General features: G+C 73.8%; 23 protein-coding genes. 10 read left to right on the top strand and 13 right to left on the bottom strand.

The genetic code is table 11. From position 1 onward, the window contains the following. The first annotated feature begins 69 nt into the window (after positions 1-69). Complete coding sequence (locus tag ACN267_RS23315) at positions 70-2,166, top strand: S9 family peptidase (protein WP_421489661.1); 2,097 nt, start codon at positions 70-72, stop codon at positions 2,164-2,166. Positions 2,167-2,293: 127 nt separating this feature from the next. Here the strand turns inward: ACN267_RS23315 and ACN267_RS23320 are convergent, their stop codons facing one another. Genes ACN267_RS23320 through ACN267_RS23335 form a run of 4 tightly spaced genes read right to left on the bottom strand, consistent with a single transcriptional unit; the run spans position 2,294 to position 5,666 of the window. Continuing rightward, entirely contained in the window at positions 2,294-3,805 is a 1,512-nt protein-coding gene (locus ACN267_RS23320) for an FtsX-like permease family protein (RefSeq protein ID WP_204958606.1), read from the bottom strand. Further along, positions 3,802-4,527 carry an ABC transporter ATP-binding protein gene (locus ACN267_RS23325; RefSeq protein WP_204958605.1) on the bottom strand — a complete coding sequence of 242 codons (726 nt, stop codon included), beginning with the start codon at positions 4,525-4,527 and terminating at the stop codon, positions 3,802-3,804. Before ACN267_RS23325 ends, ACN267_RS23320 begins: the two co-directional genes overlap by 4 nt. Then, positions 4,524-5,060 carry a PadR family transcriptional regulator gene (locus ACN267_RS23330; RefSeq protein WP_204958604.1) on the bottom strand — a complete coding sequence of 179 codons (537 nt, stop codon included), beginning with the start codon at positions 5,058-5,060 and terminating at the stop codon, positions 4,524-4,526. Before ACN267_RS23330 ends, ACN267_RS23325 begins: the two co-directional genes overlap by 4 nt. Before the next feature lie 33 nt (positions 5,061-5,093). Continuing rightward, a complete protein-coding gene (locus tag ACN267_RS23335) occupies positions 5,094-5,666 on the bottom strand; it encodes a TIGR03086 family metal-binding protein (protein WP_204958603.1) in 573 nt (190 codons plus the stop codon). A 31-nt stretch (positions 5,667-5,697) separates the two neighbouring features. On the opposite strand from ACN267_RS23335, the gene ACN267_RS23340 reads away from it, so the two are divergent. Next, a complete protein-coding gene (locus ACN267_RS23340) occupies positions 5,698-6,501 on the top strand; it encodes a helix-turn-helix domain-containing protein (protein ID WP_204958602.1) in 804 nt (267 codons plus the stop codon). 604 nt (positions 6,502-7,105) lie between these two features. Here the strand turns inward: ACN267_RS23340 and ACN267_RS23345 are convergent. The 6 genes from ACN267_RS23345 to ACN267_RS23370 are packed head-to-tail and all read right to left on the bottom strand — an operon-like array spanning position 7,106 to position 12,700. Beyond that, on the bottom strand, positions 7,106-8,644 hold the full coding sequence (locus ACN267_RS23345) for a SpoIIE family protein phosphatase (RefSeq protein WP_204958601.1): 1,539 nt from the start codon (positions 8,642-8,644) through the stop codon (positions 7,106-7,108). 1 nt (position 8,645) lies between these two features. Then, the gene (locus tag ACN267_RS23350) at positions 8,646-9,971 is read right to left on the bottom strand and encodes a sensor histidine kinase (protein ID WP_204958958.1); all 1,326 of its coding nucleotides are present in this window, start codon (positions 9,969-9,971) and stop codon (positions 8,646-8,648) included. A gap of 23 nt (positions 9,972-9,994) precedes the next feature. After that, positions 9,995-11,011: a SpoIIE family protein phosphatase gene (locus ACN267_RS23355; protein WP_281903280.1), complete on the bottom strand. Its 1,017-nt coding sequence runs from the start codon at positions 11,009-11,011 to the stop codon at positions 9,995-9,997. Continuing rightward, positions 11,008-11,424, bottom strand: a complete 417-nt coding sequence (locus ACN267_RS23360; RefSeq protein WP_204958600.1) for an anti-sigma regulatory factor — start codon at positions 11,422-11,424, stop codon at positions 11,008-11,010. The genes ACN267_RS23355 and ACN267_RS23360 overlap by 4 nt, the downstream gene beginning before the upstream one ends. After that, on the bottom strand, positions 11,421-11,840 hold the full coding sequence (locus ACN267_RS23365; protein WP_204958599.1) for an STAS domain-containing protein: 420 nt from the start codon (positions 11,838-11,840) through the stop codon (positions 11,421-11,423). The genes ACN267_RS23360 and ACN267_RS23365 overlap by 4 nt, the downstream gene beginning before the upstream one ends. After that, positions 11,840-12,700 (bottom strand): STAS domain-containing protein, encoded by an 861-nt coding sequence (locus ACN267_RS23370; RefSeq protein WP_204958598.1) that lies wholly within the window; start codon positions 12,698-12,700, stop codon positions 11,840-11,842. Before ACN267_RS23370 ends, ACN267_RS23365 begins: the two co-directional genes overlap by 1 nt. A gap of 158 nt (positions 12,701-12,858) precedes the next feature. Between ACN267_RS23370 and ACN267_RS23375 the strand changes: the two genes are divergently transcribed. Then, positions 12,859-13,215: an STAS domain-containing protein gene (locus tag ACN267_RS23375; RefSeq protein ID WP_067310147.1), complete on the top strand. Its 357-nt coding sequence runs from the start codon at positions 12,859-12,861 to the stop codon at positions 13,213-13,215. Between the two features lie 9 nt (positions 13,216-13,224). Here the strand turns inward: ACN267_RS23375 and ACN267_RS23380 are convergent, their stop codons facing one another. Continuing rightward, positions 13,225-14,379, bottom strand: a complete 1,155-nt coding sequence (locus tag ACN267_RS23380; RefSeq protein WP_239485408.1) for an MFS transporter — start codon at positions 14,377-14,379, stop codon at positions 13,225-13,227. Positions 14,380-14,536: 157 nt separating this feature from the next. On the opposite strand from ACN267_RS23380, the gene ACN267_RS23385 reads away from it, so the two are divergent. The 4 genes from ACN267_RS23385 to ACN267_RS23400 all read left to right on the top strand — a co-directional run bounded on the left by ACN267_RS23385 (position 14,537) and on the right by ACN267_RS23400 (position 16,462). Further along, entirely contained in the window at positions 14,537-15,220 is a 684-nt protein-coding gene (locus tag ACN267_RS23385) for a FadR/GntR family transcriptional regulator (RefSeq protein WP_204958596.1), read from the top strand. Positions 15,221-15,259: 39 nt separating this feature from the next. Further along, on the top strand, positions 15,260-15,730 hold the full coding sequence (mscL, locus tag ACN267_RS23390; RefSeq protein ID WP_421489662.1) for a large conductance mechanosensitive channel protein MscL: 471 nt from the start codon (positions 15,260-15,262) through the stop codon (positions 15,728-15,730). Positions 15,731-15,809: 79 nt separating this feature from the next. Next, positions 15,810-16,058, top strand: coding sequence for a hypothetical protein (locus tag ACN267_RS23395; RefSeq protein ID WP_204958594.1), 249 nt, complete (start codon positions 15,810-15,812; stop codon positions 16,056-16,058). 44 nt (positions 16,059-16,102) lie between these two features. Further along, positions 16,103-16,462 (top strand): hypothetical protein, encoded by a 360-nt coding sequence (locus ACN267_RS23400; protein WP_421489663.1) that lies wholly within the window; start codon positions 16,103-16,105, stop codon positions 16,460-16,462. Between the two features lie 533 nt (positions 16,463-16,995). On the opposite strand, the gene ACN267_RS23405 is transcribed toward ACN267_RS23400, so the two are convergent. Continuing rightward, the gene (locus ACN267_RS23405; protein ID WP_204958592.1) at positions 16,996-18,207 is read right to left on the bottom strand and encodes a benzoate/H(+) symporter BenE family transporter; all 1,212 of its coding nucleotides are present in this window, start codon (positions 18,205-18,207) and stop codon (positions 16,996-16,998) included. A 70-nt stretch (positions 18,208-18,277) separates the two neighbouring features. Between ACN267_RS23405 and ACN267_RS23410 the strand changes: the two genes are divergently transcribed. Further along, the gene (locus tag ACN267_RS23410; RefSeq protein ID WP_204958591.1) at positions 18,278-18,838 is read left to right on the top strand and encodes a helix-turn-helix domain-containing protein; all 561 of its coding nucleotides are present in this window, start codon (positions 18,278-18,280) and stop codon (positions 18,836-18,838) included. On the opposite strand, the gene ACN267_RS23415 is transcribed toward ACN267_RS23410, so the two are convergent. Continuing rightward, a complete protein-coding gene (locus tag ACN267_RS23415; protein ID WP_204958590.1) occupies positions 18,823-19,857 on the bottom strand; it encodes a response regulator transcription factor in 1,035 nt (344 codons plus the stop codon). The genes ACN267_RS23410 and ACN267_RS23415 overlap by 16 nt on opposite strands. A gap of 63 nt (positions 19,858-19,920) precedes the next feature. Here ACN267_RS23415 and ACN267_RS23420 point away from each other — a divergent pair, with 63 nt between their 5' ends. Both ACN267_RS23420 and ACN267_RS23425 read left to right on the top strand, forming a co-directional pair. Further along, positions 19,921-20,640 carry a PP2C family protein-serine/threonine phosphatase gene (locus tag ACN267_RS23420; RefSeq protein WP_204958589.1) on the top strand — a complete coding sequence of 240 codons (720 nt, stop codon included), beginning with the start codon at positions 19,921-19,923 and terminating at the stop codon, positions 20,638-20,640. A gap of 50 nt (positions 20,641-20,690) precedes the next feature. After that, on the top strand, positions 20,691-21,899 hold the full coding sequence (locus ACN267_RS23425) for a GNAT family N-acetyltransferase (protein WP_204958588.1): 1,209 nt from the start codon (positions 20,691-20,693) through the stop codon (positions 21,897-21,899). Positions 21,900-21,921: the final 22 nt, after the last annotated feature.

Consider the following 21,921-nt stretch of genomic DNA (forward strand, 5'->3'; position numbering starts at 1 on the left):
ACATGTTCTAATGCGGCGCGTGGCGGTTCGTCCGCGCCGCGCCGCGCGACGGGCCGGTAACGTGGCGCCGTGACCACCGAGACCACCCCGCCCGTCGCCCGACAGGTCCCCGCGGAGCGCACCCACCACGGCGACACCGTCGTCGACGAGTACGCCTGGCTGGCCGCCAAGGACGACCCGGCGACCATCGCCCACCTCACCGCCGAGAACGCCTGGACCGAGCAGCGCACCGCGCACCTGGAAGCGCTGCGCGGCACCCTGTTCGCCGAGACGAAGCAGCGCACCCAGGAGACCGACCTGTCGGTGCCCACCCGCAAGGGCGGCCACTGGTACTACACCCGCACCGTCGAGGGCCAGCAGTACGGCGTGCACTGCCGCCGCCCCGTGCGCGACGGCGAGACCGATCCGCCGGTCAGCGCGGACGGCGCCCCGCTCGACGGCGAGGAGGTGCTGCTCGACGGCAACCAGCTCGCCGAAGGACACGACTTCTTCTCCCTCGGCGCGTTCGACGTCAGCCCCGACGGGCGGTGGCTGGCCTACTCGACGGACTTCTCCGGCGACGAACGGTTCACCCTGCGGATCAAGGACCTGAGCACCGGCGAGTTGCTCGGCGACGAGGTGCCCGACACGTTCTACGGCACCGCCTGGTCGGCCGATGCCAGCGTGCTGTTCTACATCACCGTCGACGAGGCGTGGCGGCCCAACCGGGTGTGGCGGCACACCGTCGGCACCCCGTCGGGCGAGGACGTGGTGGTGCACCAGGAGGAGGACGAGCGGTTCTGGGTGGGTGTCGAGCTGACCCGCTCCGAGCGGTTCGTGCTGATCGACAGCACCAGCAAGGTCACCAGCGAGGTGCGGGTCATCCCGGCCGACAACCCGACAGGTGAGCCGGCGGTGATCGCCCCGCGCCGGCAGGGCGTCGAATACAGCGTCGAGCACCACGGGCACCGGTTCCTGATCCTGCACAACGACGGCGCGGAGGACTTCGCGCTGGCGTACACCTCGGCGGACGCCCCCGGCGACTGGGTTCCGCTGATCCCGCACAGCCCCGGCACCCGGCTGGAGTCGGTCGACGCGTTCGCCGACCACCTGGTCGTCTCGCTGCGCAGCAACGGCCTGACCGGGCTACGGGTGCTCCCCGTCGGCGGCGGCGACGGGCACGACATCGAGTTTCCCGAGCCGATCCACAGTGTCGGGCTGGACGCCAACCCGGAATACCGCACCCGGCAGCTCCGCTTCCGCTACACCTCGCTGGTCACCCCCGACTCGGTCTACGACTACGACCTGGTCACCCGCGAGCTGACGCTGCGCCGCCGCAAGCCGGTGCTCCCCGGGCCGGACGGCCGCGAATACGACCCGGCCGACTACGAGCAGCACCGCGAGTGGGCGCTCGCCGACGACGGCACCCGGGTGCCGATCTCGCTGGTCTGCCGCCGGGACACCCCGCGCGACGGCTCCGCACCCGCCGTGATCTACGGGTACGGCTCGTACGAGGCCAGCATGGACCCGTGGTTCTCGGTCGCCCGGCTCAGCCTGCTCGACCGGGGCGTGGTGTTCGCCGTGGCGCACATCCGGGGCGGCGGTGAACTGGGCCGCCGGTGGTACGACGAGGGCAAGCTGCTGGCCAAGAAGAACACCTTCACCGACTTCGTCGCCTGCGCCCGGCACCTGGTCAAGTCCGGCTGGACGGCGGCCGACCGGCTGGTCGCCCGGGGCGCCTCGGCCGGCGGACTGCTGATGGGCGCGGTGGCCAACCTCGCCCCGGACGCGTTCACCGGGATCGTCGCGCAGGTGCCCTTCGTGGACGCGCTCACCTCGATCCTCGACCCGTCGCTGCCGTTGACCGTCACCGAGTGGGAGGAGTGGGGCAACCCGCTCGCCGACCCGGAGGTGTACGCGTACATGAAGTCGTACACCCCGTACGAGAACGTCGCGCCCGTCGACTACCCGGCGATCCTGGCGGTGACCAGCCTCAACGACACCCGGGTGCTCTATCACGAGCCGGCCAAGTGGATCGCCAGGCTGCGGGCGGTGGCCCCGCAGGGCGACTACCTGCTCAAGACCGAGATGGGTGCCGGCCACGGCGGCCCCAGCGGCCGGTACGACGCCTGGCGCGAGGAGGCGTTCGTCAACGCCTGGATCCTCGACCGGCTCGGTCGGGCCTGACCGCCGCCGCGGGTCCCCGCCGGGCCGGGGCGGGTCCCCGGGCCGGCCGGGACCGGCGGGCCAGCAACGCTCGGCGGGCGGGCCCGGGAGCGGCGGGCGGTTGCCGCTGCGCACCGGCTGATCGCGGTCAGCCGGTACGGAGTTCCTCGACGGCGGTACTCATCCGCAGGAAGAGCAGACCGACACCGACCGTGACCAGCACGGCGACCAGGGCACCCGCGCCGACCCAGGCGAGTTGCGCCCACGGCAGCTCGGGTGTCACCACGACCTCGGGCACCCACACGGTGCGCAGGGCCGACGGGTCGGCGCACCGCACGGCGTCGCCCGTGCACACCTGGAAGGAGTGTGCCCCGTAGGTGCGTGGGCGGCCCGCGACGCCCCAGATGAGCAGCAGGCCGCCGGCGAGCGCCACTACGATGGCCGGCACCGCCGGGGCCAGCGCCTGCCACCCGACGGACCGGCCGATCACGCTGCGGGGGACCCCGGAGGCGACCAGCGCCGCGTACGTCCGGCGGCGGGCGACGATCCCCTCGACCAGGGCGACGACCAGGCCACCGGCGGCCAGCGCCACGGCCAGCTGGGCGGCCCGGTCGACCAGGTCCATCGTGTTCAGGTAGAAGTCGTCACTGCCGGCCAGGCCCTGGCCGGTGGCCCGGTTCGCCGCCATGTCGGCGATCATCGAGGCCCGGAGCCCGGCCGCACCCGCCCCCACGATCACCGCCGCCAGCAGGGCGGCCAGGGTCCGGCTGCCGGCCCACGGGTCGGCGGTCAACCGGCGGGCGGCCAGCAGCACGGCCGCCCCGCGACCCCACCGGTGCAGCAGCCGCCCGGCCGTGTACGACAGCCAGCCGGTGCCGACCACCACCCCGACCAGCGCGGCCAGCGCACCGCCGGCCAGCAGCGCCGGCTCCAGCAGTGCCGGTGGGTCCTGAGCACGGTCGGCGTACCACCTGTTGATCGGGGCCAGTAGGCCGAACGTGGCCGGCCCGGCCACGATCAGCAGCCCGGCCCACGGCCTCGGGGCACGTTCCCGGCGGGTCCGCCGGACCACGCCGAGCGGGGTCGCGGTGACCCGGCGCAGCAGGACGACACCGACCAGCCCGGCCAGCACCGGCAGGCCGAGCACCACCGCCGCGATCACCGGCGGCGACGGCAGCACGTCGGTGGGCAGCGGCAGCAGCCCCCGGGCGTCGGGCCGGTGCAGCAGCACCCGGCCCACCAGGTACGTCCCCAGCCCGACCAGGGTGCCGAGCAGGCTGGCCAGCCCGGCCTCCACCGCGACCAGCCCGGTCACCTGCCCGGGGGTGGCCCCGGCCAGCCGGAACGCGGCGAGTCGCCGGTCCCGGGCCGGGGCACCGAGCCGCACGCACTGCCCGGCCAGGGCGAGCACCGGCACGGCGAGCAGCAGCAACGCGACCGCCGTCCCGCCGCGCAGGCCCGGCTCGCGCAGCAGCGCGTTGGTGTACTGCTCGGAGTTGTTGCTGCCCCGTCCGCCGGGTGGGGTCGGGATGGCCAGCACGGTGAGGGCAGCCAGCCCGGCGAGGCTGGCCAGGGCGGCGCTGAGCGCGGTGAGCACGACTCGGGCGGTGTCGGTGCGGTTGCCGGCCAGGGCGAGCCGCAGCGCGGCGCCCGGCCTCACCGGGGGTCCGTGCCGGGGCCGGCCGCCGGGAGCGGGACGAGGGTTTCGTCCAGGCCGAGGCCCGTCGGGTCGACCACGCCGTCGCGGAGCATCACCTCGCGGTCGGCGTACGCGGCGATCCGGGGTTCGTGGGTGACCAGGACGATGGTGGTGCCCTGTTCCCGGGCGAGCTGGACGAGCTGGGTGAGGACCTCCTCGCCGCTGAGCGTGTCGAGGGCACCGGTCGGCTCGTCGGCGAAGATCACCCGGGGCCCGGTGACCAGGGCGCGGGCGGTGGCGCAGCGCTGCTGCTGCCCGCCGGACATCGCGCCGGGGCGCACGTCGGCGAGGTGCCCGACGCCGAAGCGGTCCAGCCATTCGCCCGCCGCCCGCCCTGCTTCCCGCCGCCCCGTGCCGGCGAGGAGCAGGGGCAGGGCGACGTTCTCCGCCGCGGTCAACTCGGGGACGAGCTGACCGAACTGGAACAACACCCCGAACTCGGTACGGCGCAGCCGGGACCGCGCCGCCTCGGGCCAGGTGTCGATCCGCTCGCCGTTCCAGCGCACCGCCCCCTCGTCGGGGCGCAGGATGCCGGCGAGGCAGTGCAGCAGGGTGGACTTGCCGCAGCCACTGGGTCCGGTCACGGCGACGATCTCGCCGTCGGCGACATCGAGGCTGACGCCGCGCAGGGCCGGTGTCGGGCCGTACGACCGGACCACGTCGCGGGCCTGGAGTCGGCTCACGGGTGCACCTCCCGGTGCCAGTCGGCGACGCGGGCCAGGGTGGTGCGCAGCCACCTCAGGTCGGCGTCGAGGTGAGCGACGGCGTAGTCGACGGCGACGACGTCATCGAGGGTGGTCGAGGGTGCCGTCTTGACGGCGGTGAGTTCGCGCAGCCGGTCGGTGTGCGCCCGCGCCTGGGCGATCAGGTAGGACCGGGCCGCGTTGAGGTCGGCGACCAGCAACGCCACCGCGACCTTGGTGAACAGCGCGCTGGTCACGTACGGCATGGGTGGCTCGACGGCGGCGAGCCAGCCGGCGAGCGCGGCCCGGCCCTGGTCGGTGAGCGCGTAGGCGGTCCGGTCGGGGCCGGCCTCGCGTTCCTGACCGGCGGTGACCACCAGGCCGTCCCGTTGCAGGCGCCCCAGGGTGGCGTAGACCTGGCCGAAGGCGAGCGGCTTGGCCCGGGGCAGCCGGGTGTCGTGGGCGCGCTTCAGCTCGTAGCCGTGCCGGTTGCCGGCGGCCAGCAACCCGAGCAGCACGTGCGACGTGGACACCCGGCCAACTATTCATCCAGTGAATAGTCGATGTCAAGCAGCCCTCCAGGCCGGATCGCGACCGGTGCGGCCGAGCAGCCGGTCCAGTTCGGTCCCGTCCGCCCCGACCGGCACCTCCGCGCCGAAGGCGCCCATCTGCCGGCCCATCGGGCCCATCTCGTCCATGAAGCCGTGCAGCGCCGCGATGCTCTCCCGCGCCGGCTGGTACGGCTGGCCGGTGGCCCGCGCCAGGTCCCAGCCGTGCACCACCAGGTCCACCACCCCCATCAGGCCGATCGTCGACCGGAGCAGCCCCATCGCCGGCGCGACGCCCTCCTCGCTGGCCGGGTCGTCCCAGGCCACGACGAGCTGCTTCACCTCAGTGGCGAACCGGTCCCGCCAGCCCGGCTCGGCCACGTGATCGGTCTTGACCGACCAGTCCGTCTCCTGCCCGGCGGCGAGGCGTTGGAAGTTGACGGCCACGTCGTACACGTGGTTGATCAGTCCGCGGACGTCGTACTCCGCGCACGGGGTCGGCAGGTCGAGTTGGTCGTCGCCGACCGCCCGGACCAACGCCACGGTCCGCGGGACGGCGGCGGCCAGCAGCTCACTAGTCTTCGTTGGCATACGGCCAGCGTATGAAGGTGGTCTTGAACGAATGCGACAGCCACGCGCGGATGCCCGGGGCATCCTCGATCCGGCCCGGCTCCGCCGGGAGTTGCGGTTCCGGCGGCACCTGCCGGACCCCGCGCTGCGCCCGTGGGTGGAGCACTACTGGCTGGTCGACTGGGCGCTGACCACGCCGTTCACGCAGCAGGTCGTGCCGCACCCGGCCGTCAACGTGGTGTTCCGCCGCGACGCCGCCGACCCGGAGACCGCCGAGGTGGCCGGGGTCGGCCGCACCCTGTTCACCGTCACCCTGGCGGGCACCGGAGCGGTCAGCGGCATCCAGTTCCGGCCCGGGGGTTTCCGCCCGTTCTGGCGTCGCCCGGTCTCCGGTCTCACCGACCGGCACGTCCCGCTCGACACCGACCCGGCCGCCGCCCGGACCGCCGGGGCCGCACCCCGCTGCGAGGGTACGGACGACGAGCGTCACCGCGCGTTGGACGCGTTCCTGCTCGGCTTCGCGCCGCAGCCCGACCCGGCGACGGCCGAGGCGATCGCCCTCGCCGAGGCGATCCGCACCGACCGCAGCGTGCTGCGGGTCGACGACCTCGCCCGTCGGCACGGCCTGTCCGTACGGCGTTTGCAGCGGCTCTTCCTGGACCACGTCGGCGTCGGCCCCAAGTGGGTGATCCGTCGCTACCGCCTGCTGGAGGCGATCGAGCAGGCCGCCGCCGGGAGGCCCGACTGGGCCGCCCTCGCCGCCGACCTCGGCTACAGCGACCAGGCCCACCTGGCCCGCGACTTCGCCGCCGTCACCGGCCGCACCCCCACCGGCTACGCCCGCTCCCTGCGCTGAACTCCCGCCCACCCGGGACCGACGGCTCGCACCCCGAGCGACGTCGGCCCGGGAAGCGCGGAGGATCGGCGGCCGGCACCGCCGCCGAGCGTGTGCCCGCGTGCGTGCGTGCGCTGCGCACCGGCACCGCACACGCCGCGCCGCCACCCCGACCGGTCCTGACGGCGGCCGGTCCGGCAGCGGCCCAAACCACCCGAACAGGCAACGTCGAGTAACCACTACCCTTCCCTGCCCATGTCCCGCCCGCATCCTTTGCTCTGCCGCCATCGAAGCGACAGCTACTCACCGTGCCGGACGGAACGTCACGGCACACTTCAGGCAGTTTTCGACGTCGCAGCTCAGCGCACTGTTGCGGATAGAGCAGCAGAGCAAAGGATGAAGGAGGGAGTTGGTAGGGGTCGGTCTGCGACTACGGTGCGCAACATCGAGCGCGGGCACGATTTGACCACTGAAAGTAATCACGGCAGTGGTCGGGGTGGCCCGGGCTCGGTGGCACGGTGGAGGTCACCGGACTACCCGCCCAGGGCCCGCATCGGGGAGAGAAGCCTGGGGCAACGGGCCGGGAGTCGAGGCACAGCGACGAGCCCGGCGCACGAGGGCACCATCAGCGGCGGCGGACCGCCACCACCGCGACGTCGTCGTGGATCTCCGGCGGGGCCAGCTCGACCAGGAGCCGCTGGCAGAAGCCGTCCAGGTCGGCGTCCACCACCGTCGCGCAGGCCGCCAGCGCGGCCAGGCCGTCGTCGATGGTGGTGTCCCGCCGCTCGATCAACCCGTCGGTGTAGAGCACCAGCGTCGCCCCCGCCGGCAGGATGAACTCCAGGTCCTCGGGGCGGTCCGCGCGTACCCCGAGCAGCGGGGCCGACTGCTGGACGAACTCCACCCGGCCGTCCACCGTCACCAACGCCGGCAGGTGCCCGGCACTGGCCAGCCTGATCCGACCCGTCGACGGGTGCAGCAGCAGGATGCACAGGGTCGCCAGCTCGTTGCGCAGCAGCGTACGCATCAGCACGTTGAGCCGGTCCACGATCACCCCCGGCTGGTGCCCCTCCACCGCGTACGCCCGCATCGCGTGCCGCAGCTCGGCCATCACCGTCGCCGCGTGCAGCGAGTGGCCCGCGACGTCGCCGATCGCCACCAGCAGGTGCCCGTCGAGCATCACCAGCTCGTAGAAGTCCCCGCCCACCTCGGTCTGCGCGCTGGCCGGCTCGTAGCGGACCGCCAGGTCGAGGCCCGCCACGTCGGGCAGCCGGCGGGGCAGCAGGCTCCGCTGGAGGGTGACCGCGATCCGGTGCTCCTCGTCGTGCGAGCGCTGCGCCTCCACCGCCGAGGCGACCGCCTGGGCGAGCTGCACCAGCACCGGCGTCCGGGCGGTCTGGGTGGCGGTGGGCACCACCACGTACAGCGGGGCGCGGTCCTCCCGCAGCTTGGCCGCGGCCACGGTCACCGTGTCGTCGGCCGGCCACCGCACCAGCCCCCACCCGTCGGGGGCGTCCACCCGGACGGTCGCGCCGGTCGGCACGCCGGTGTCGTCGACCACCCACGGCACGATCTGCGCCGCCGCCCCCGGACCGGCGGCGATCCCGGCCAGGCACTCCCCGTCGAAGGTCTCCGCGACCACCGCCGCCGGACTGCGGAAGATCTGCGCCGCACCCGCCGCCGCCTCCTGCAACAGGCGGGCGAAGGTGGACGCGGCGTGCACCGCCACGGTGGTGTCGGCCAGCCCGGTGAGCCGCTCGGCGAGCAGCTCGGCCCGTTGCCGCGCCTGGTAGTAGCGCAGCACCGCGTGCGCGGTGGCGACCAGTTCCTCCGGCTCGATCGGCTCGGCCAGGTAGGCGTCCGCGCCCCGGGTCAACCCCTGGGTCCGGTCCACCACGTCGACCGCGTGCGCGGACACGTGGATCACCGGGATCGCCGGATGGTCCGCCTTGATCCGCTCGCAGACCTCGAAACCGCTCAGATCAGGCAGCCGGACGTCGAGCACCACCAGGTCGATCGGGTCCACCCCGACCCGGGCCAGCGCCTCGGTGCCGTTCTCCGCCTCCCGCACGGTGAAACCCGCCCGGGTCAGCCAACTCACCAGCAGGTAGCGCTTGGTGGGACTGTCGTCGACCACCAGGATCGTCGCCGGGGCGCCGGCCACCTCACACTCCCGCCACAGGTAGGTCCACCGTGAAGCTGCTGCCCCGGCCCGGCTCGCTGGCCAGCTCCAGGGTGCCGCCGAGCAGCGTGACCAACCGCCGCGCGTACGGCAGGCCGAGGCCGGTGCCGCTGCGCCGGCTGGTCCCGGGCACCTGGTAGAACTCCTCGAAGACCCGTTCGTGCAGCTCGGCGGGGATGCCCGGCCCGGTGTCCGAGACGCGGACGCGGACCCGGTCGCCGGCACGTTCGGCACGCATCCGCACCTCACCCCGCTCGGTGAACTTCACCGCGTTGTGCAGCAGGTTGCGCAGCACCTGGGCCAGCAGCACCTCGTCCGAGCGGAGCACCGTGCCCGGGGGCGGCTCCTCCACCACCAGCTCCACCTCGGAACGCAGGGTGAGCGCCCGCAGTGTCCCGCGCAGCTGCCCGAAGACCGCCCGCAGGTCGACCTGTGCCCACTCCGGCTCGATCCGGCCCGCCTCCGCCTTGGCCAGGTCGAGCAGGTCGTTGACCAGGGAGAGCAGGTCGGCGGCCGAGGACCGGATCAGCTCGACCTGCTGGGCCTGCTCGGCGGTGAGCGGGTCCGACGCCGAGTCGGTCAGCAGCCGCCCCAGCCCGATGATCGCGGTCACCGGGGCCCGCAGCTCGTGGCTGACGTTGGCCAGGAACCGGCTCTTCGACTCGCTCGCCGCGCGCAGCTGGGCCGACTTCTCGTCCAACTCGGCGTAGAGCGCCACCACGCCCCGGTTGGTCTCCTCCAGCTCCTCGGAGAGCTGGGTGTAGAGCGCCATCACACCCCGGTTGGTCTCCTCCAGCTCGGCATTCAGCACGGCCAGCTCGTCCCGCTGGCGGCGTACCTCGTCGAGCGCGGCGATGAGCTGCCCGTTCTGGGTGGCCAACTCGTCCAGGGCGCTGGCCGGCGCGCTGACGCCCAGTTCGGCCCGCAGCTCCGCCAGGCGCTGCGGAGTCAGCGCCGCGGCTGCGGTCGGGACACGTCGGGACATCCTCACGACGGTATCCCCCTGCACGTCCGCCAGTCCCAGGGTGTCCACCAACCGCGCCACCGCACCGGACTGCGGCTCGTACCGGTTGCCCGGCAACGGGCGCAGCGGGGCGAGGTCGACGCTGAGCAGCCGCCGGCCGTCCGGCTCCGTCACACAGGAGAAGGTGACGTCCGCCCCGTCCACCGCGCGCAGCAGGTCCCGGGCCACCTCGCTGAGCGCGGTGGCGAACCGGACCTGGTCCTGGTGCTCCAGCCCGACCGCGGCGGCGACCTCCCGACCCCGCTGGCGTACGCCGAAGATGTCCTGTTCCACCCGCAACGCCATCCGCAGCAGGGGTTCACCGGCGGTCACGACGGAATTCTCGCGACCAGCACGCAGGCGTCGTCGCGGCGTACCCCGGCGTCGCGCAGCAGGGTCGCCGCGACGACGACCGGCGCCCGCCCGAACAGGCCCGGATAGTCCTCGGCGCGCCACCGGTCCACCACCCCGTCGCTCTGCATCACCAGCGTCGCGCCGGGCGGGAACGGGTAGTCGTACCCGCGTACCGTCGGGCGCTGGTGACCGGCGATGCCGGGCAGCGAGACCAGCCCCCGCCGGGTGCCGTCCGGGGCCAGGACGGTCCCGGTGATGTTGCCCAGGCCGGCGTAGCGCAGCAGGCCCGCCGCCGGGTCCAGCTCCGCCACCGCCAACGCGGCCCCCCGGGTGTGCGACATCGCCCGGTGCAGGTGCGTCACCACCGCGGCGGGCGGCCCGTCCGGCGCGGACCGGAAGGCGGCCACGGCCGCCTCGGCGGCGACGTTGGCCAGCGGCCCGTGCCCCAGCCCGTCGCAGACGAGCACCTGGTGCCGGCCGTCCCCGGTACGCACCGCGTGGCTGTCGCCGCTGACCTGCTCGCCGGTGATCGGGCGGGTCAACCCCGCCGCCCAGGCCGGGGTGGCCGCGACCTCCTTCGCCCACACCTGCACCGCGAACACGGTGCCGCGTCCCGGCCGGGACCAGGCGTCGTACCAGCTGGCCTGCCGGGTGATGGCACCCAGCCCGATGCCCAGCGTGCCGGTGGTGGAGTGGCCGTCGCGGGAGGACACGGTCAGGTCGGCCATGCCGGGGCCGGAGTCGACGGCGACCAGTTCCACCCCGGCGGCGTCGGCGGTGCGCACCGGCCGCAGCAGCAGGACGCCCTCCTGGGCGTGCTTGACCAGGTTGCTGGTCAGCTCGGCGGCGACGATGGCCAGTTCGGCGACCCGGTTCTCGCCGAGGCCGAGCTGCCCGCCGAGGCGTTCCGCCGCGCGGCGTACGGTGCTGGCGGCGCTGCCGCTCTCCACCCGGTACCAGTGACCCGCGTCCGGCACCACGTCGTGGGTCATCGGGACCACTTGGTGACGGTGATCCGGGTGCCCTCGCCGGGGGCGGTCCGGATGTCGAAGTCGTCGACCAGCCGGCGGGAGCCGCTCAGACCGAGGCCGAGGCCGCCACCGGTGGTGTAACCGTCGGTGAGGGCGAGGTCCAGGTCGGCGATGCCCGGTCCGGAGTCGGCGAAGACGATCCGCACCCCGCGTCGCCGGCCGTCCTCGACGACCGTCACCTCGGCCGTGCCGCCGCCACCGTAGATGAGGGTGTTGCGGGCCAGCTCACTCGCGGCGGTGACCAGCTTCGTCTGGTCGACGAGGGAGAGCTTCGCCGCCACCGCCACGGTACGCACCAACTGGCGGACCCGGACGACGTCCTCGTCGCTGCCGATCGCCTGGGTCTTCGGGCCCAGGTCGACTCCCGCGGTCATGGCGATGTCGCCGCCGTCCCGGACTCCACGTCCTCGGGGTCGTCGTCGTACCCGAGGTCGTCGTCGCGGGTCGCCGCGATCAGCTCCATGCCCCGCTCCACGTTCAGCGCGGTACGGATGCCGTTGAGCGACAGGCCCAGCTCGACGAGGGTGATGGCGACCGCGGGACGCATACCGACGACCACCGTCTCGGCGTCGAGCACCTTGGAGATCGAGGCGATGGTGGAGAGCATCCGGCCGACGAACGAGTCGACGATGTCCAGCGCGGTGATGTCGATGATGACGCCGTGGCAGCCGGTCGCCACGATCCGCTCGGCCAGGTCCTCCTGGAGGGTGACCGCGGTCTGGTCGGACATGTCGATCTGGATGGAGACCAGCAGGATGTCGCCGATCTTCAGGATCGGCACCCGTTCCATCACACCTCCCGGCGGGGGTGGCGGCGGGACGTCTCGACCCCGGTGAGGCGCAGCACGTGCCGCAGGGCGTCGGCCAGGCTCGCCTTGGTGGCGATGTCGCCGAACTCGATGCCGAGCGCGACGATGGTCTGCGCGATCTGCGGGCGGATGCCGGAGATGATGCAGTCGGCACCCATCAGCCGGGCAGCGACCACCGTCTTGAGGATGTGCTGGGCGACCTGGGTGTCGACCGCCGGCACCCCGGTGATGTCGATGATCGCGTACGGCGAGCCGGTGTCCACCAGGGTCTGGAGCAGCCGTTCCATCACGACCTGGGCGCGCGCCGAGTCGAGGGTGCCGACCAGCGGCACGGCGACCACGCCGTCCCAGATCTTCACCACCGGGGTGGAGAGTTCGAGCAACTGCTCGGCCTGGTCGGCGATCAGCCCCTCGCGGGTCTGCACGTAGGTCTCGAAGGTGAGCAGCCCCATCCGGTCGACCAGGCCGGTGAAGTCCAGGATGTCCCGCAGCGAGAGTTCCACGCCGTCGGTCTCGGCCAGCTCGACCAGGACGTCCTTGAGGGCGTAGATGCTGATCGCGGTCTCGGTGGCGGTGAAGCTCTGCCGGGCCCGGCTGCGGGACAGGTCGGCGAGCACCGCCCGCAGCTCGCCCGCCTCGGGCGTCTGGAGGTCGGCCAGGCCCGCACCGCCGGCGTTGACAATGCTAGCGTGCAGTTCCTGCACCTGGAGGCGCAGCTCGGCCTGGCTCAGCCGACCGCGCAGCGAGGCGGTGACGAGTTCGGTCCACCGCTGCACGACCCGCTCACCGTGCTCACTCAGCAGCCCGACGAGCCGGTCGCCCCCGTCTGCGGTCAACGCCATGGTTACCTCCTGTGAGCTGGGCCGGCCGGACTCTATCACCGGAGGCAGACCCGGTAGTTGCCGCGCGGCAAAGGAATGATCGCTCCCACCGGAACCGCTCCCGTTCTGCGTGTCCCCCCGTTCGTGGGATACCGTTCCACCGATAACAGGAGGTCTGAATGTCCCTGACGGTGCACACGGAACAGCGCGGCGACGTGGTCGTCGTGTCGGTCGCGGGCGAACTCGACATGGCGACCGCACCGCAGCTCCAGGACCAGATCACCGACCTGCTCGACAAGGGTCGCAGCCGGTTGGTGTTCGACCTGGCCGAGGTGTCGTTCTGCGACTCGACCGGGTTGTCGGTCTTCGTCCGGGCCAAGAACAGCTGCGACGAGGCCGGCGGCGTGGTCCGGTTGGCCGCCCCGCAGCGTGGCGTGCTGCGCATCCTGGAGGTCAGCGGCCTGGTCGAGGTGCTGCACACCTATCCGACGGTCGACGAGGCCGTCGCGGGTGACCCCACCCCTGCCTCGTCCTGACCGGTTTCCTCAGCGCTCGTCCTCGATGAATCGGGGACGGGCGATCACCATGCCCGCGGTCGTCTGCACCGCCAGCGCGCCGAGCAGGAAACCCATCGGCGCGGTCCAGCCGCCGGTCGCCTCGTAGAGCACCCCGACGAGCAGCGGGCCGAGCGCGGCGATCACGTAACCGGTGCTCTGCGCGAAGGCGGACAGCGCCACCGTGCCGTCGGCCGTACGGGCCCGCAGCCCGATGGTGGTCAGGATCAGCGGGAACGCGCCCTGGCCGAAGGCGAGCAGCAGCACCCAGAGCAGCGCCCCGCCCCGTGGCGCGAACGCCAACCCCAGGTAGGCCGCCGCGGAGAAGGCGGTCAGTCCGAACACCAGCGGGCGCAGCGTCCGGAGCCGGCCGGCCAGCGTCGGCATCAGCAGGGCCACCGGCACCCCGAGCGCGGTGACCCCGGCGAGCAGCAGGCCGGCGCTCTCCGGCCGGAAGCCCGCGTCCCGGAAGAGCTGCGCCAGCCAGCCCATCACCGCGTACCCGCTCAGTGACTGCGCGCCGAAGTAGACGGCCATCGCCCAGCCGAGCCGGGTGCGGGCCGGCCGGACCCGGGCGCGGGCGGCCGGGACCGCCGTCGGGGTGGCGGCCCGTCGGGCGGCGCGGGCCCGCAGCGCCAGCGGCACCCACGGGAGTACGGCCACCGCCGCCAACGCCGCCCACACGCCGAGCCCGGCCCGCCAGGAGCCGAAGGCGTGCGCCACCGGCACGGCGGAGGCGGCGGCCACCGTCGTGCCGGTGGTCAGCGCCATCGTGTACGCCCCGGTGACCAGCCCGGTCCGGTGCGGGAAGTGCTGCTTGACCAGCATCGGCAGCAGGATGTTCGCCACCGCGATGCCGGCCAGGGCGAGCGCGCTGGTGAGCACGAAGACCGTCGTCGAGTCGGTGAGCACCCGCAGCAGTTGACCGACGGTGAGCGCGAGCATCGCCACCACCAGCACCCGGGCGGCCGGCCAGCGCCGGATCAACCACGGGGTGAGCGCGCCGAGGCCGGCGAACGCGATGGTGGGCAGGGTGGTGACGAACCCGGCCATCGCGCCGGAGAGCCCGAGTCCGGTGCGCACCTCGTCGAGCAGGGCACCGAGGCTGGTCACCGCGGCCCGCAGGTTGAGCGCGACCAGCAGCATCCCGACCAGCACCAGCGCGCCACCGGTGACCGGCGACGGGGTGCGGTGGGCCGGCCGGTGGGCGAGCGGCTCGGGTGCCTCGACGGCGGGAGCGGTTGGCGGGGTCATGACCTCGAACCTACAATCATGGGATGAATTTCGGCAGCTGGTGTAACCGGTGACACCGTCGGTCGATTCCCCACCCGTGCCCCCGCGCGGTCAGCGGGTGCAGCAGACCATCGAGCAGCTCCGGGGGCGGATCCTCGGCGGCGAGTGGCCGGTCGGCGGGCGCATCCCCACCGAGCCGCAACTGGTGACGGCGCTCGGGGTGGGGCGCAACACCGTCCGCGAGGCGGTCCGGGCGCTGGTGCACGCCGGGGTGCTGGAGTGCCGGCAGGGCTCCGGGACGTACGTGGTGTCGACCGACGAGCTGGCCCCGGTGGTGGCCCGCCGGCTCACCGACGACCGGATGGCCGAGGTGGTCGAGGTCCGCCGGGCGTTCGAGGTCGAGGCGGCCCGGTTGGCCGCGCTGCGGCGTACCCCGGAGGACCTGGCGGCGCTCGACGACGCGCTCGCCGCCCGGGAGGCCGCCTGGCGGTCGGGCCGGGTCGCCGAGTTCGTGGAGGCCGACGTCGCGCTGCACACGGCGGTGGTCGCCGCCGCCCACAACGCCATGCTGGCCGAGTTGTACGCCTCGGTCGGCGCGGCGCTGCGCAGCACCGTCGCCTACGTGACGGGTGACTCCCTGCAACCCCAGCGGTACGTCGACCACAGCCGGCTGGTGGCGGCGATCCGGGACGGCGATCCGGAGCGGGCGGCGATCGAGGCCGGTGCTTTTCTGGAGCCCCTGTCCGGGGCATAGGTTGTCCCCGACGGAGAATCGGACGGCACAGGAGTAGGGATGCTCAAGGGCTTCAAAGACTTCATCATGCGCGGCAACGTCGTCGACCTGGCGGTCGGTGTCGTCATCGGCGCCGCGTTCACGGGCGTGGTCACCCAGCTGACCAAGTCGTTCCTCGAACCACTGGTCCGGGTCGTCATCGTGCTGATCACCGGCCAGAAGGACGGCCTCAAGGGCTCGACTCCCGAGTTCCGGGGCATCCCGTTCGACTGGATCGCCTTCGTCAACGCGGCGATCACCTTCATGCTGACGGCGGCCGCGCTGTATTTCCTGGTGGTCTACCCGATGAACCGGCTCGCCGAGCGGCGCAAGCGGGGCGAGGAGCCGCCGCCCGCCGCGCCGAGCGAGGAGGTCAAGCTGCTCACCGAGATCCGCGACGCGCTGCTCGCCGGCGGGCACGCCACCCCGGGGCAGCGCGGCGCGCTGGACGACGTGCTGGGCCGCCACCCGGAGCCGCCCGCCCCGCGCTGACCCGACCGGCGCACATCGGCCCCTGCGGATTCCCGCAGGGGCCGCTTTTTGTCGTACACATGTTCGATAGAGTCCGGCCATGGAGCAGCGTAGGCACTGGTGGAACGGCAAATGGGGACGACTGGCGCGGCGGGACATCTTCCTCCGCGTCGACGCCGACCGGTGGCACGTCGAGCAGCGGGCCGGCGGCGCGGAGGGCGTCTCCCAGTTCTACGAGTACGGCAGCGCCGACGAGGCCGAGGAGACCGTCCGGGCCCTGCTGGAGGGGACTGATGCCTGGCGGGAACTGTCCCCGCGTCCGCCCGGTGCCTGGGGCCCGGCGGTTTAGCGGCGGGTGGGGCAGGGAACCGCCCGGGGATGGAGCAGCAGGGCATGGCAGAGCAGGCGGTCATCTCCCAGATCACCACCGGCATGCGGGTGGTGGACACGGCCGGGGTCGAGATCGGCACCGTCGACCTCGTCCAGCGGGGCGATCCCAACGCGGTGACCGTGCAGGCGTCCACCCCCGACCCGGGTGGCAGCCTGGACGAGCTGATCGAGTCGGTGGCCGTCGAGGAGCCGGACGTCCCGGCCGACCTCGCCGCCCGCCTGCTGCGCACCGGCTACCTCAAGGTCTCCACCGGACTGGCCCGCACCGGCGCGGTGTACGTGCTGGCCGACCAGATCGCCACGGTCACCGACAACCAGGTACGCCTGCACGTCCCCGTCGGCGACCTGCCCCCGGAGGAGTGACCCACCCGTTCCCCACCCGCCGTGGCACCGACGCACCGGCGGCATCCGCTGTGGGCGCGGAGCCCGCACCTCGGCAGCGGTGCCACCAGGGCACCAGTACCTGTTGCGCTCCCTTTCGAGCTGACGGCGTCAACGAATCACCGGCCTGAGGCACGGCCCGGCAGCGAAGCCGAGACCGGTAGCCCGGGTGAACGCACGGCCAGGAGACGAGCCGACGAACGGGTGAACGGACAACCGGGAGGTGAGCCGGCGAACGGATAAACGCACGGCCAGGAGACGAGCCGACGAACGGGTGAACGGACAGCCGGGAGGTGAGCCGGCAGCCAGCATGGATGCGAACGAGTCGTTGACGCCGTCAGGTCGAAAGGACGCGCAGAGGTAGTTCCCCCTGGCTGAACGGTGGCCGAGGAGGTTCGGTGCGATGCCCTCCTGACGCGGGAGCGGGTGCCGGAAAGGCGGGCGGAACCGCGTCGCGTCCCGCCATCCCGGGTGGAGGCGTGGCGGTGGGGCGGTCGGACCGGTCGACCGGACCGTCAGGCGGCGGGAACGGGCCTGCGGCGGTGGAAGAGCAGCAGCATCAGGCAGCCGGCGAGCAGTCCCCAGAACGCCCCGCCCACGCCGAGCAGGCTCACCCCTGAGGCGGTGACCACGAAGGTGACCACGGCGGCCTCCCGGCTGCGGGGATCCGGAACGACCGACGCCCCCGGGGTCACCGACTTCCCGGTGCTGGTCAGGGCTGCGGAGAGGGCGCCGGCCAATGCGCCGAGCAGCGCGAGCCCGGCGACCGCCTCGATGAGCACCGGCGGGGAGAGCAGCACCAGCGTGGTCGCCGCGCCCGCGCCGAGCCCGAGCAGCGCCAGGCCGATGCCGGCGGTCACCGAGGCGATCCAGCGCCGGTCCGGATCGGGGTGGGCGTCGGGGCCGGCGGCGAGGGCGGCGGTGATCGCGGCGAGGTTGACCGCGTGCCCGCCGGTGGCGGCACCGAGCGCACTGGCCAGCCCGGTGGCGCGCAGCGCCGGGGCGAGCGGCGGCCGGTAGCCGAAGCCGCGCAGCACCGCCGTGCCTGGCACGTTCTGCGCGGCCATGGTGACCAGGAACAGGGGCAGCGCCAGGCCGACCACGGCGGGCAGGGTGAACGTCGGCACGGTCGGCGACACCACCGGGCGCAGGTCACCGGGGCTGACCCCCACGCCGGTCGTGGTCAGGGCGATCACCACTGCCGCCGCCACCAGCGCGGCGGGGACCGCCCACCGGGGGGCGAACCGGTGCAGCACCAGCCAGGTCAGGATCACCGGGGCGGCCAGGACCGGCACCTCGACCAACGCGCGTACCGGGGCGGTGCACAGCGGCAGCAGCACCCCGGCCAGCATCGCCGCCGCCACCGGGGCGGGGATGGCGGCCACCGCCCGGCCCAGCGCGGGGAAGAGGCCGGCGGTGACGATGAGCAGCCCGCACAGCGCGAAAGCGCCCACTGCGGCGGGCCACCCGCCGGGGACCGGCCCGGTGGCGACCAGCAGCGCCGCGCCCGGCGTGGACCAGGCGATCGCGATCGGCATCCGGTGCCGCAGGCCGAGCCAGGTCGCGCAGATCCCGGCGGCGACGCTCACCGTGAGCAGCCCGGAGGCGGCCTGCGCCTCGCTGGCGCCGACCGCCCGCAGCCCGGCGAGCACGACGGTGAACGAGCTGGCGAAGCCGACCACGGCGGTCACCACGCCGGCCAGCACCGGTTGCAACCGATCCCCCACCACACTCCCCCTCGCACCCGGCCACCCATCGTTCCGTTTACGGAACAGCGGCGTGTAGCACCATAGCCGGATGACCCCGTCCCGCCCAGCCCGCCGGCCCGCGCCCGACACCGACGCCGGGGCGGTCGGCCACCGGCTGCGCGCGCTGCGGATCGAACGCGGGGTCTCCCTCTCCACGCTGGCCCGTAGCGCCGGGGTCGGGAAGGCCACCCTCTCGGCGCTGGAGAACGGCACCCGCAACCCCACCCTGGAGACGCTCTACGCGATCACCGCCCAGCTCGGCGTACCGCTGGCGGCCGTACTCGCCGGGCCCGCCGCCACCCCGACCGTGCGGGGCACCACGGTCGTCGCCACCCTGCTGGAGTCGTTCACCGACACCGACGCCAGTTACGAGCTGTACCGGCTGCGGGTCCGCCCCGGCGGGGAGCAGGTATCCCCCGCCCACCAGCCCGGGGTCACCGAACACGTGACGGTCTTCGCCGGGGTGCTCCGCGCCGGCCCGCTCGACGCCCCGCTGACCGCCGCCGCCGGTGGCCACCTACGCTGGACCTCCGACGTACCGCACGGCTACGCCGCCCTCGGCGACGAGGAGGTCGCCGCCAGCCTGCTGCTGCGCTACCCCCGCACCTGACCCGCGCCGGGCACCCGGTGCTGCACCGCCCAGATCGCCGCCTCGGTACGCGACGCCGAACCGGTCTTGCGCAGCAGGTTCGACACGTGCACGGTCACCGTCCGCACCGAGATGCCCAGCGCCCGCGCGGCCTGCTTGTTGGACATCCCGGCGACCAGGCAGCCCAGCACCTCGACCTCCCGGCCGGTCAGCTCGGCCTCGGGTGGGGCGGTGGCCCGGGGCGACGGCATCCGCAGGTGCTCCGGCAACGGTTCCCGGACCAGCGCCTCCAGCCCCCGGCCGGCGTGCACCGCCAACAGCTCGGTGAGCGCGTACGGGTTGCCGCCGGTGCGTTGCCAGACGCCGGCACAGACCCGCGCCGGGAGTGGGCTGTCGCCGTACACCTGGGTGAGGATCTCGGCCACCTCGGCGACGCCGAGCGGGCCGAGGTGCTGGCGCACCGCGCTGCGTACCCCGCAGAGGCGGGCCAGGACGCGGCGGGTGAGGTCCGGTGCGACCGCGTCGGCCGGCGGCCGGCTCGCCACCACCAGCAGCGCCGGCAACTGCGGCGCGGTGGCCAGCTCGACGACCAGGTTGAGGCTGGCCGGGTCGAGGTCGTGCAGGTCCTCCACCACCAGCACGGCCGGGCCCGCACCCACCAACGATCTGACGGTACGCACGGCGAGCCGGAGCAGCGTGCCGGGGGCGTACCGCTCGCGCGGCGCGGCCGGGTGCTGGGCCAGCCAGGCGAGCGCGTCGGACGGCAGGTCGAGCACGCCGACGTCGCGGACGCTGAGCACCGCCGCCAGCCAGTCGTAGGGGGCCGGATCGTGCACCCGTGCCGTCCCGGTGAGGATCACCGCCGGCCGCGGGGAGAGACCCTCGACGGCCGCCGCGACCAGCCGGCTCTTGCCCACCCCGGCAGCTCCGGTAATGACCGTGACGGCGGGTGCCGACCGGCCCGTACCGGCCACGGTGGACCACGCCCGGTCGAGCTCGGCGAGCTCTCCGACGCGACCCACCATGGACACCGGGATCATTTCTCCCACCCTACGTACTAGTGCGTAGAGACGGAGCGAGGGTGTATCCGGCAAGCTTGTCCCATGACGCTGATCCTCCGCTCGGCCATCCTCAACGACGTCGGCCTGGTCCGCACCAACAACGAGGACTCGGCCCTCGCCGGTGAACGCCTGGTCGCGGTGGCGGACGGCATGGGTGGGCTCCCCGCCGGCGAGGTGGCCAGCGAGATCGTCATCCGCATCCTGGACGAGCTGGTCCCACCCACCGGCACCGACGAGGCCGCCGAGGCGCTGCGGGCCGTGGTCTCCACCGCCAACCGGCGCATCCGGGCGGCGATCTCCGCCGACCCGGCCCGCGAGGGCATGGGTACGACGCTGACCGCCGCCCTGCTCGCCGGGGACACCCTGGTCCTCGCCCAGGTCGGTGACTCCCGGTGCTACCTGCTGCGCGACGGGGAGCTGACCCAGCTCACCCGGGACGACACCTTCGTCCAGGCGCTTGTCGACCAGGGGGCGCTCTCCCCCGACCAGGCCCGCCACCACCCGCAGCGTTCCCTGGTCACCCGGGCGGTGCAGGGGGCCGACGCGCCCCCGGCGATCGGCGTGCTGACCGTGTTCGCCGGGGACCGGGTGCTGCTGTGCAGCGACGGGCTCTCCGACTACGTGGCCGACGAGGCGATCCACGGGGCGCTGGTCAGCTACCAGGACCGCCGGCACTGCGGTGAGCAACTGGTGAAGCTGGCCCACCAGGCCGGCGCACCGGACAACGTCACCGTGGTCGTCTCCGACGTGACCGAGGGCTGAACCCGGCCAACCGGGTTGCGGCCGACCGCCGGCCGGGTTGGGATGGACGGATGCTCATCCGTCGCCTGGCCGCCGAGGAACGACTGACCACCAGCTTCCCGCTCCAGGCGTACGCCTTCGAGGCGACCCCGCTGAGCCGGGAGCGGGTCGAGGCGTTCCACCGCTACCTGCCGTACAACAAGGGCAACCGGACCCTGGTCGTCGAGGAGGGCGGCGAGGCGCAGGCCACCGCCAGCGCGGTGCCGATGCGGCAGAACCTGCGCGGCGCGGTGCTGCCGATGGCCGGGATCGCCGGGATCGCCACCCACCCGCTGGCCCGCCGGCAGGGGTACGTCCGCGCCCTGCTCTGCCAGCTCCTCGACGAGATGCGCGACGGCGGGCACCCGGTGACCGCGCTGTATCCGTTCCGGGCCAGCTTCTACGAGCGGTTCGGCTACGTGGGGCTGCCCCGGGCGCGTACCGTCCGGTTCTCCCCGGCCGACCTGGCCCCGCTGCTGCGCGCCGAGCTGCCCGGCACGGTGGGCTGGGAACGGATCGGCGTCGGCTACCCGCACTACCGCTCGTTCACCGAGCGGTGCCTGCGGGAGCGGCACGGTTTCGCGATCTTCCCCGACTTCCGGGACGTGGGCCTGCGGGACCGGGACGACAGATGGCTGATCACCGCGACCGTCGACGGCAGCGTGGTCGGTGCGCTCACCTACCGGATCGACGACCACGGTGGCGAACTGGTCGGCGACGACCTGCTCGCCGCCGACCCGTACGCCCGCGCCCTGCTGTTGCAGTTCCTCGCCCGGCACGTCGACCAGGTGGAGCGGATCAGCCTCCGGGTCCCCGCCGACGACCTGCCCGAGTTGTGGCTGACCGACCTTGCCGTGCACGTCGAGGCCCGGGTGTCCCGGCCCGGCTCGCCGGCACCGATGGCCCGCCTGCTCAGCGTGGACGCCCTCGCCGGGCTGCCCGCCGGGCCGGGCCGGGTACGGGTGGACCTGGTCGACGACAGGTGGCTCGCCGGCACCCACCTGCTCGACGGCGTCGACGGCCGGTTGGCGTTGGCCCCCGGCGGCAGGTCGGCGGTGACCGGCGGCGGCCCGGTGCCCACGGCGACGCTCACCGCTGCCGGGGTGTCCGCGCTGGCGTACGGGGTGCTCGACCCGGCCGAGGTGCACATCCGGGGGCTGGGCGAGGTCGGCCCGGAGGCGGCGGACGAGTTGCGTCGGCTGTTTCCCCGCGCGCTGCCCTACCTGTTCGCCGACTTCTGAGCGGCCGGCCCCGGCGGGGCTG

The organism is Micromonospora sp. WMMD734, assembly GCF_049178975.1.
GTDB lineage: Bacteria > Actinomycetota > Actinomycetes > Mycobacteriales > Micromonosporaceae > Micromonospora > Micromonospora wenchangensis.

Excerpts from the sequence above, each read along its gene's own strand:
- ACN267_RS23335 (WP_204958603.1), bottom strand. The coding sequence starts at position 5,666 with ATGCCAACGAAGACTAGTGAGCTGCTGGCCGCCGCCGTCCCGCGGACC.
- ACN267_RS23340 (WP_204958602.1), top strand. The coding sequence starts at position 5,698 with ATGCGACAGCCACGCGCGGATGCCCGGGGCATCCTCGATCCGGCCCGG.
- ACN267_RS23350 (WP_204958958.1), bottom strand. The coding sequence starts at position 9,971 with ATGGCGTTGCGGGTGGAACAGGACATCTTCGGCGTACGCCAGCGGGGT.
- ACN267_RS23355 (WP_281903280.1), bottom strand. The coding sequence starts at position 11,011 with ATGACCCACGACGTGGTGCCGGACGCGGGTCACTGGTACCGGGTGGAG.
- ACN267_RS23360 (WP_204958600.1), bottom strand. The coding sequence starts at position 11,424 with ATGACCGCGGGAGTCGACCTGGGCCCGAAGACCCAGGCGATCGGCAGC.
- ACN267_RS23365 (WP_204958599.1), bottom strand. The coding sequence starts at position 11,840 with ATGGAACGGGTGCCGATCCTGAAGATCGGCGACATCCTGCTGGTCTCC.
- ACN267_RS23370 (WP_204958598.1), bottom strand. The coding sequence starts at position 12,700 with ATGGCGTTGACCGCAGACGGGGGCGACCGGCTCGTCGGGCTGCTGAGT.
- ACN267_RS23375 (WP_067310147.1), top strand. The coding sequence starts at position 12,859 with ATGTCCCTGACGGTGCACACGGAACAGCGCGGCGACGTGGTCGTCGTG.
- ACN267_RS23380 (WP_239485408.1), bottom strand. The coding sequence starts at position 14,379 with ATGCTGCTGGTCGCGCTCAACCTGCGGGCCGCGGTGACCAGCCTCGGT.
- mscL (WP_421489662.1), top strand. The coding sequence starts at position 15,260 with ATGCTCAAGGGCTTCAAAGACTTCATCATGCGCGGCAACGTCGTCGAC.
- ACN267_RS23395 (WP_204958594.1), top strand. The coding sequence starts at position 15,810 with ATGGAGCAGCGTAGGCACTGGTGGAACGGCAAATGGGGACGACTGGCG.
- ACN267_RS23400 (WP_421489663.1), top strand. The coding sequence starts at position 16,103 with ATGGCAGAGCAGGCGGTCATCTCCCAGATCACCACCGGCATGCGGGTG.
- ACN267_RS23410 (WP_204958591.1), top strand. The coding sequence starts at position 18,278 with ATGACCCCGTCCCGCCCAGCCCGCCGGCCCGCGCCCGACACCGACGCC.
- ACN267_RS23415 (WP_204958590.1), bottom strand. The coding sequence starts at position 19,857 with ATGATCCCGGTGTCCATGGTGGGTCGCGTCGGAGAGCTCGCCGAGCTC.
- ACN267_RS23420 (WP_204958589.1), top strand. The coding sequence starts at position 19,921 with ATGACGCTGATCCTCCGCTCGGCCATCCTCAACGACGTCGGCCTGGTC.
- ACN267_RS23425 (WP_204958588.1), top strand. The coding sequence starts at position 20,691 with ATGCTCATCCGTCGCCTGGCCGCCGAGGAACGACTGACCACCAGCTTC.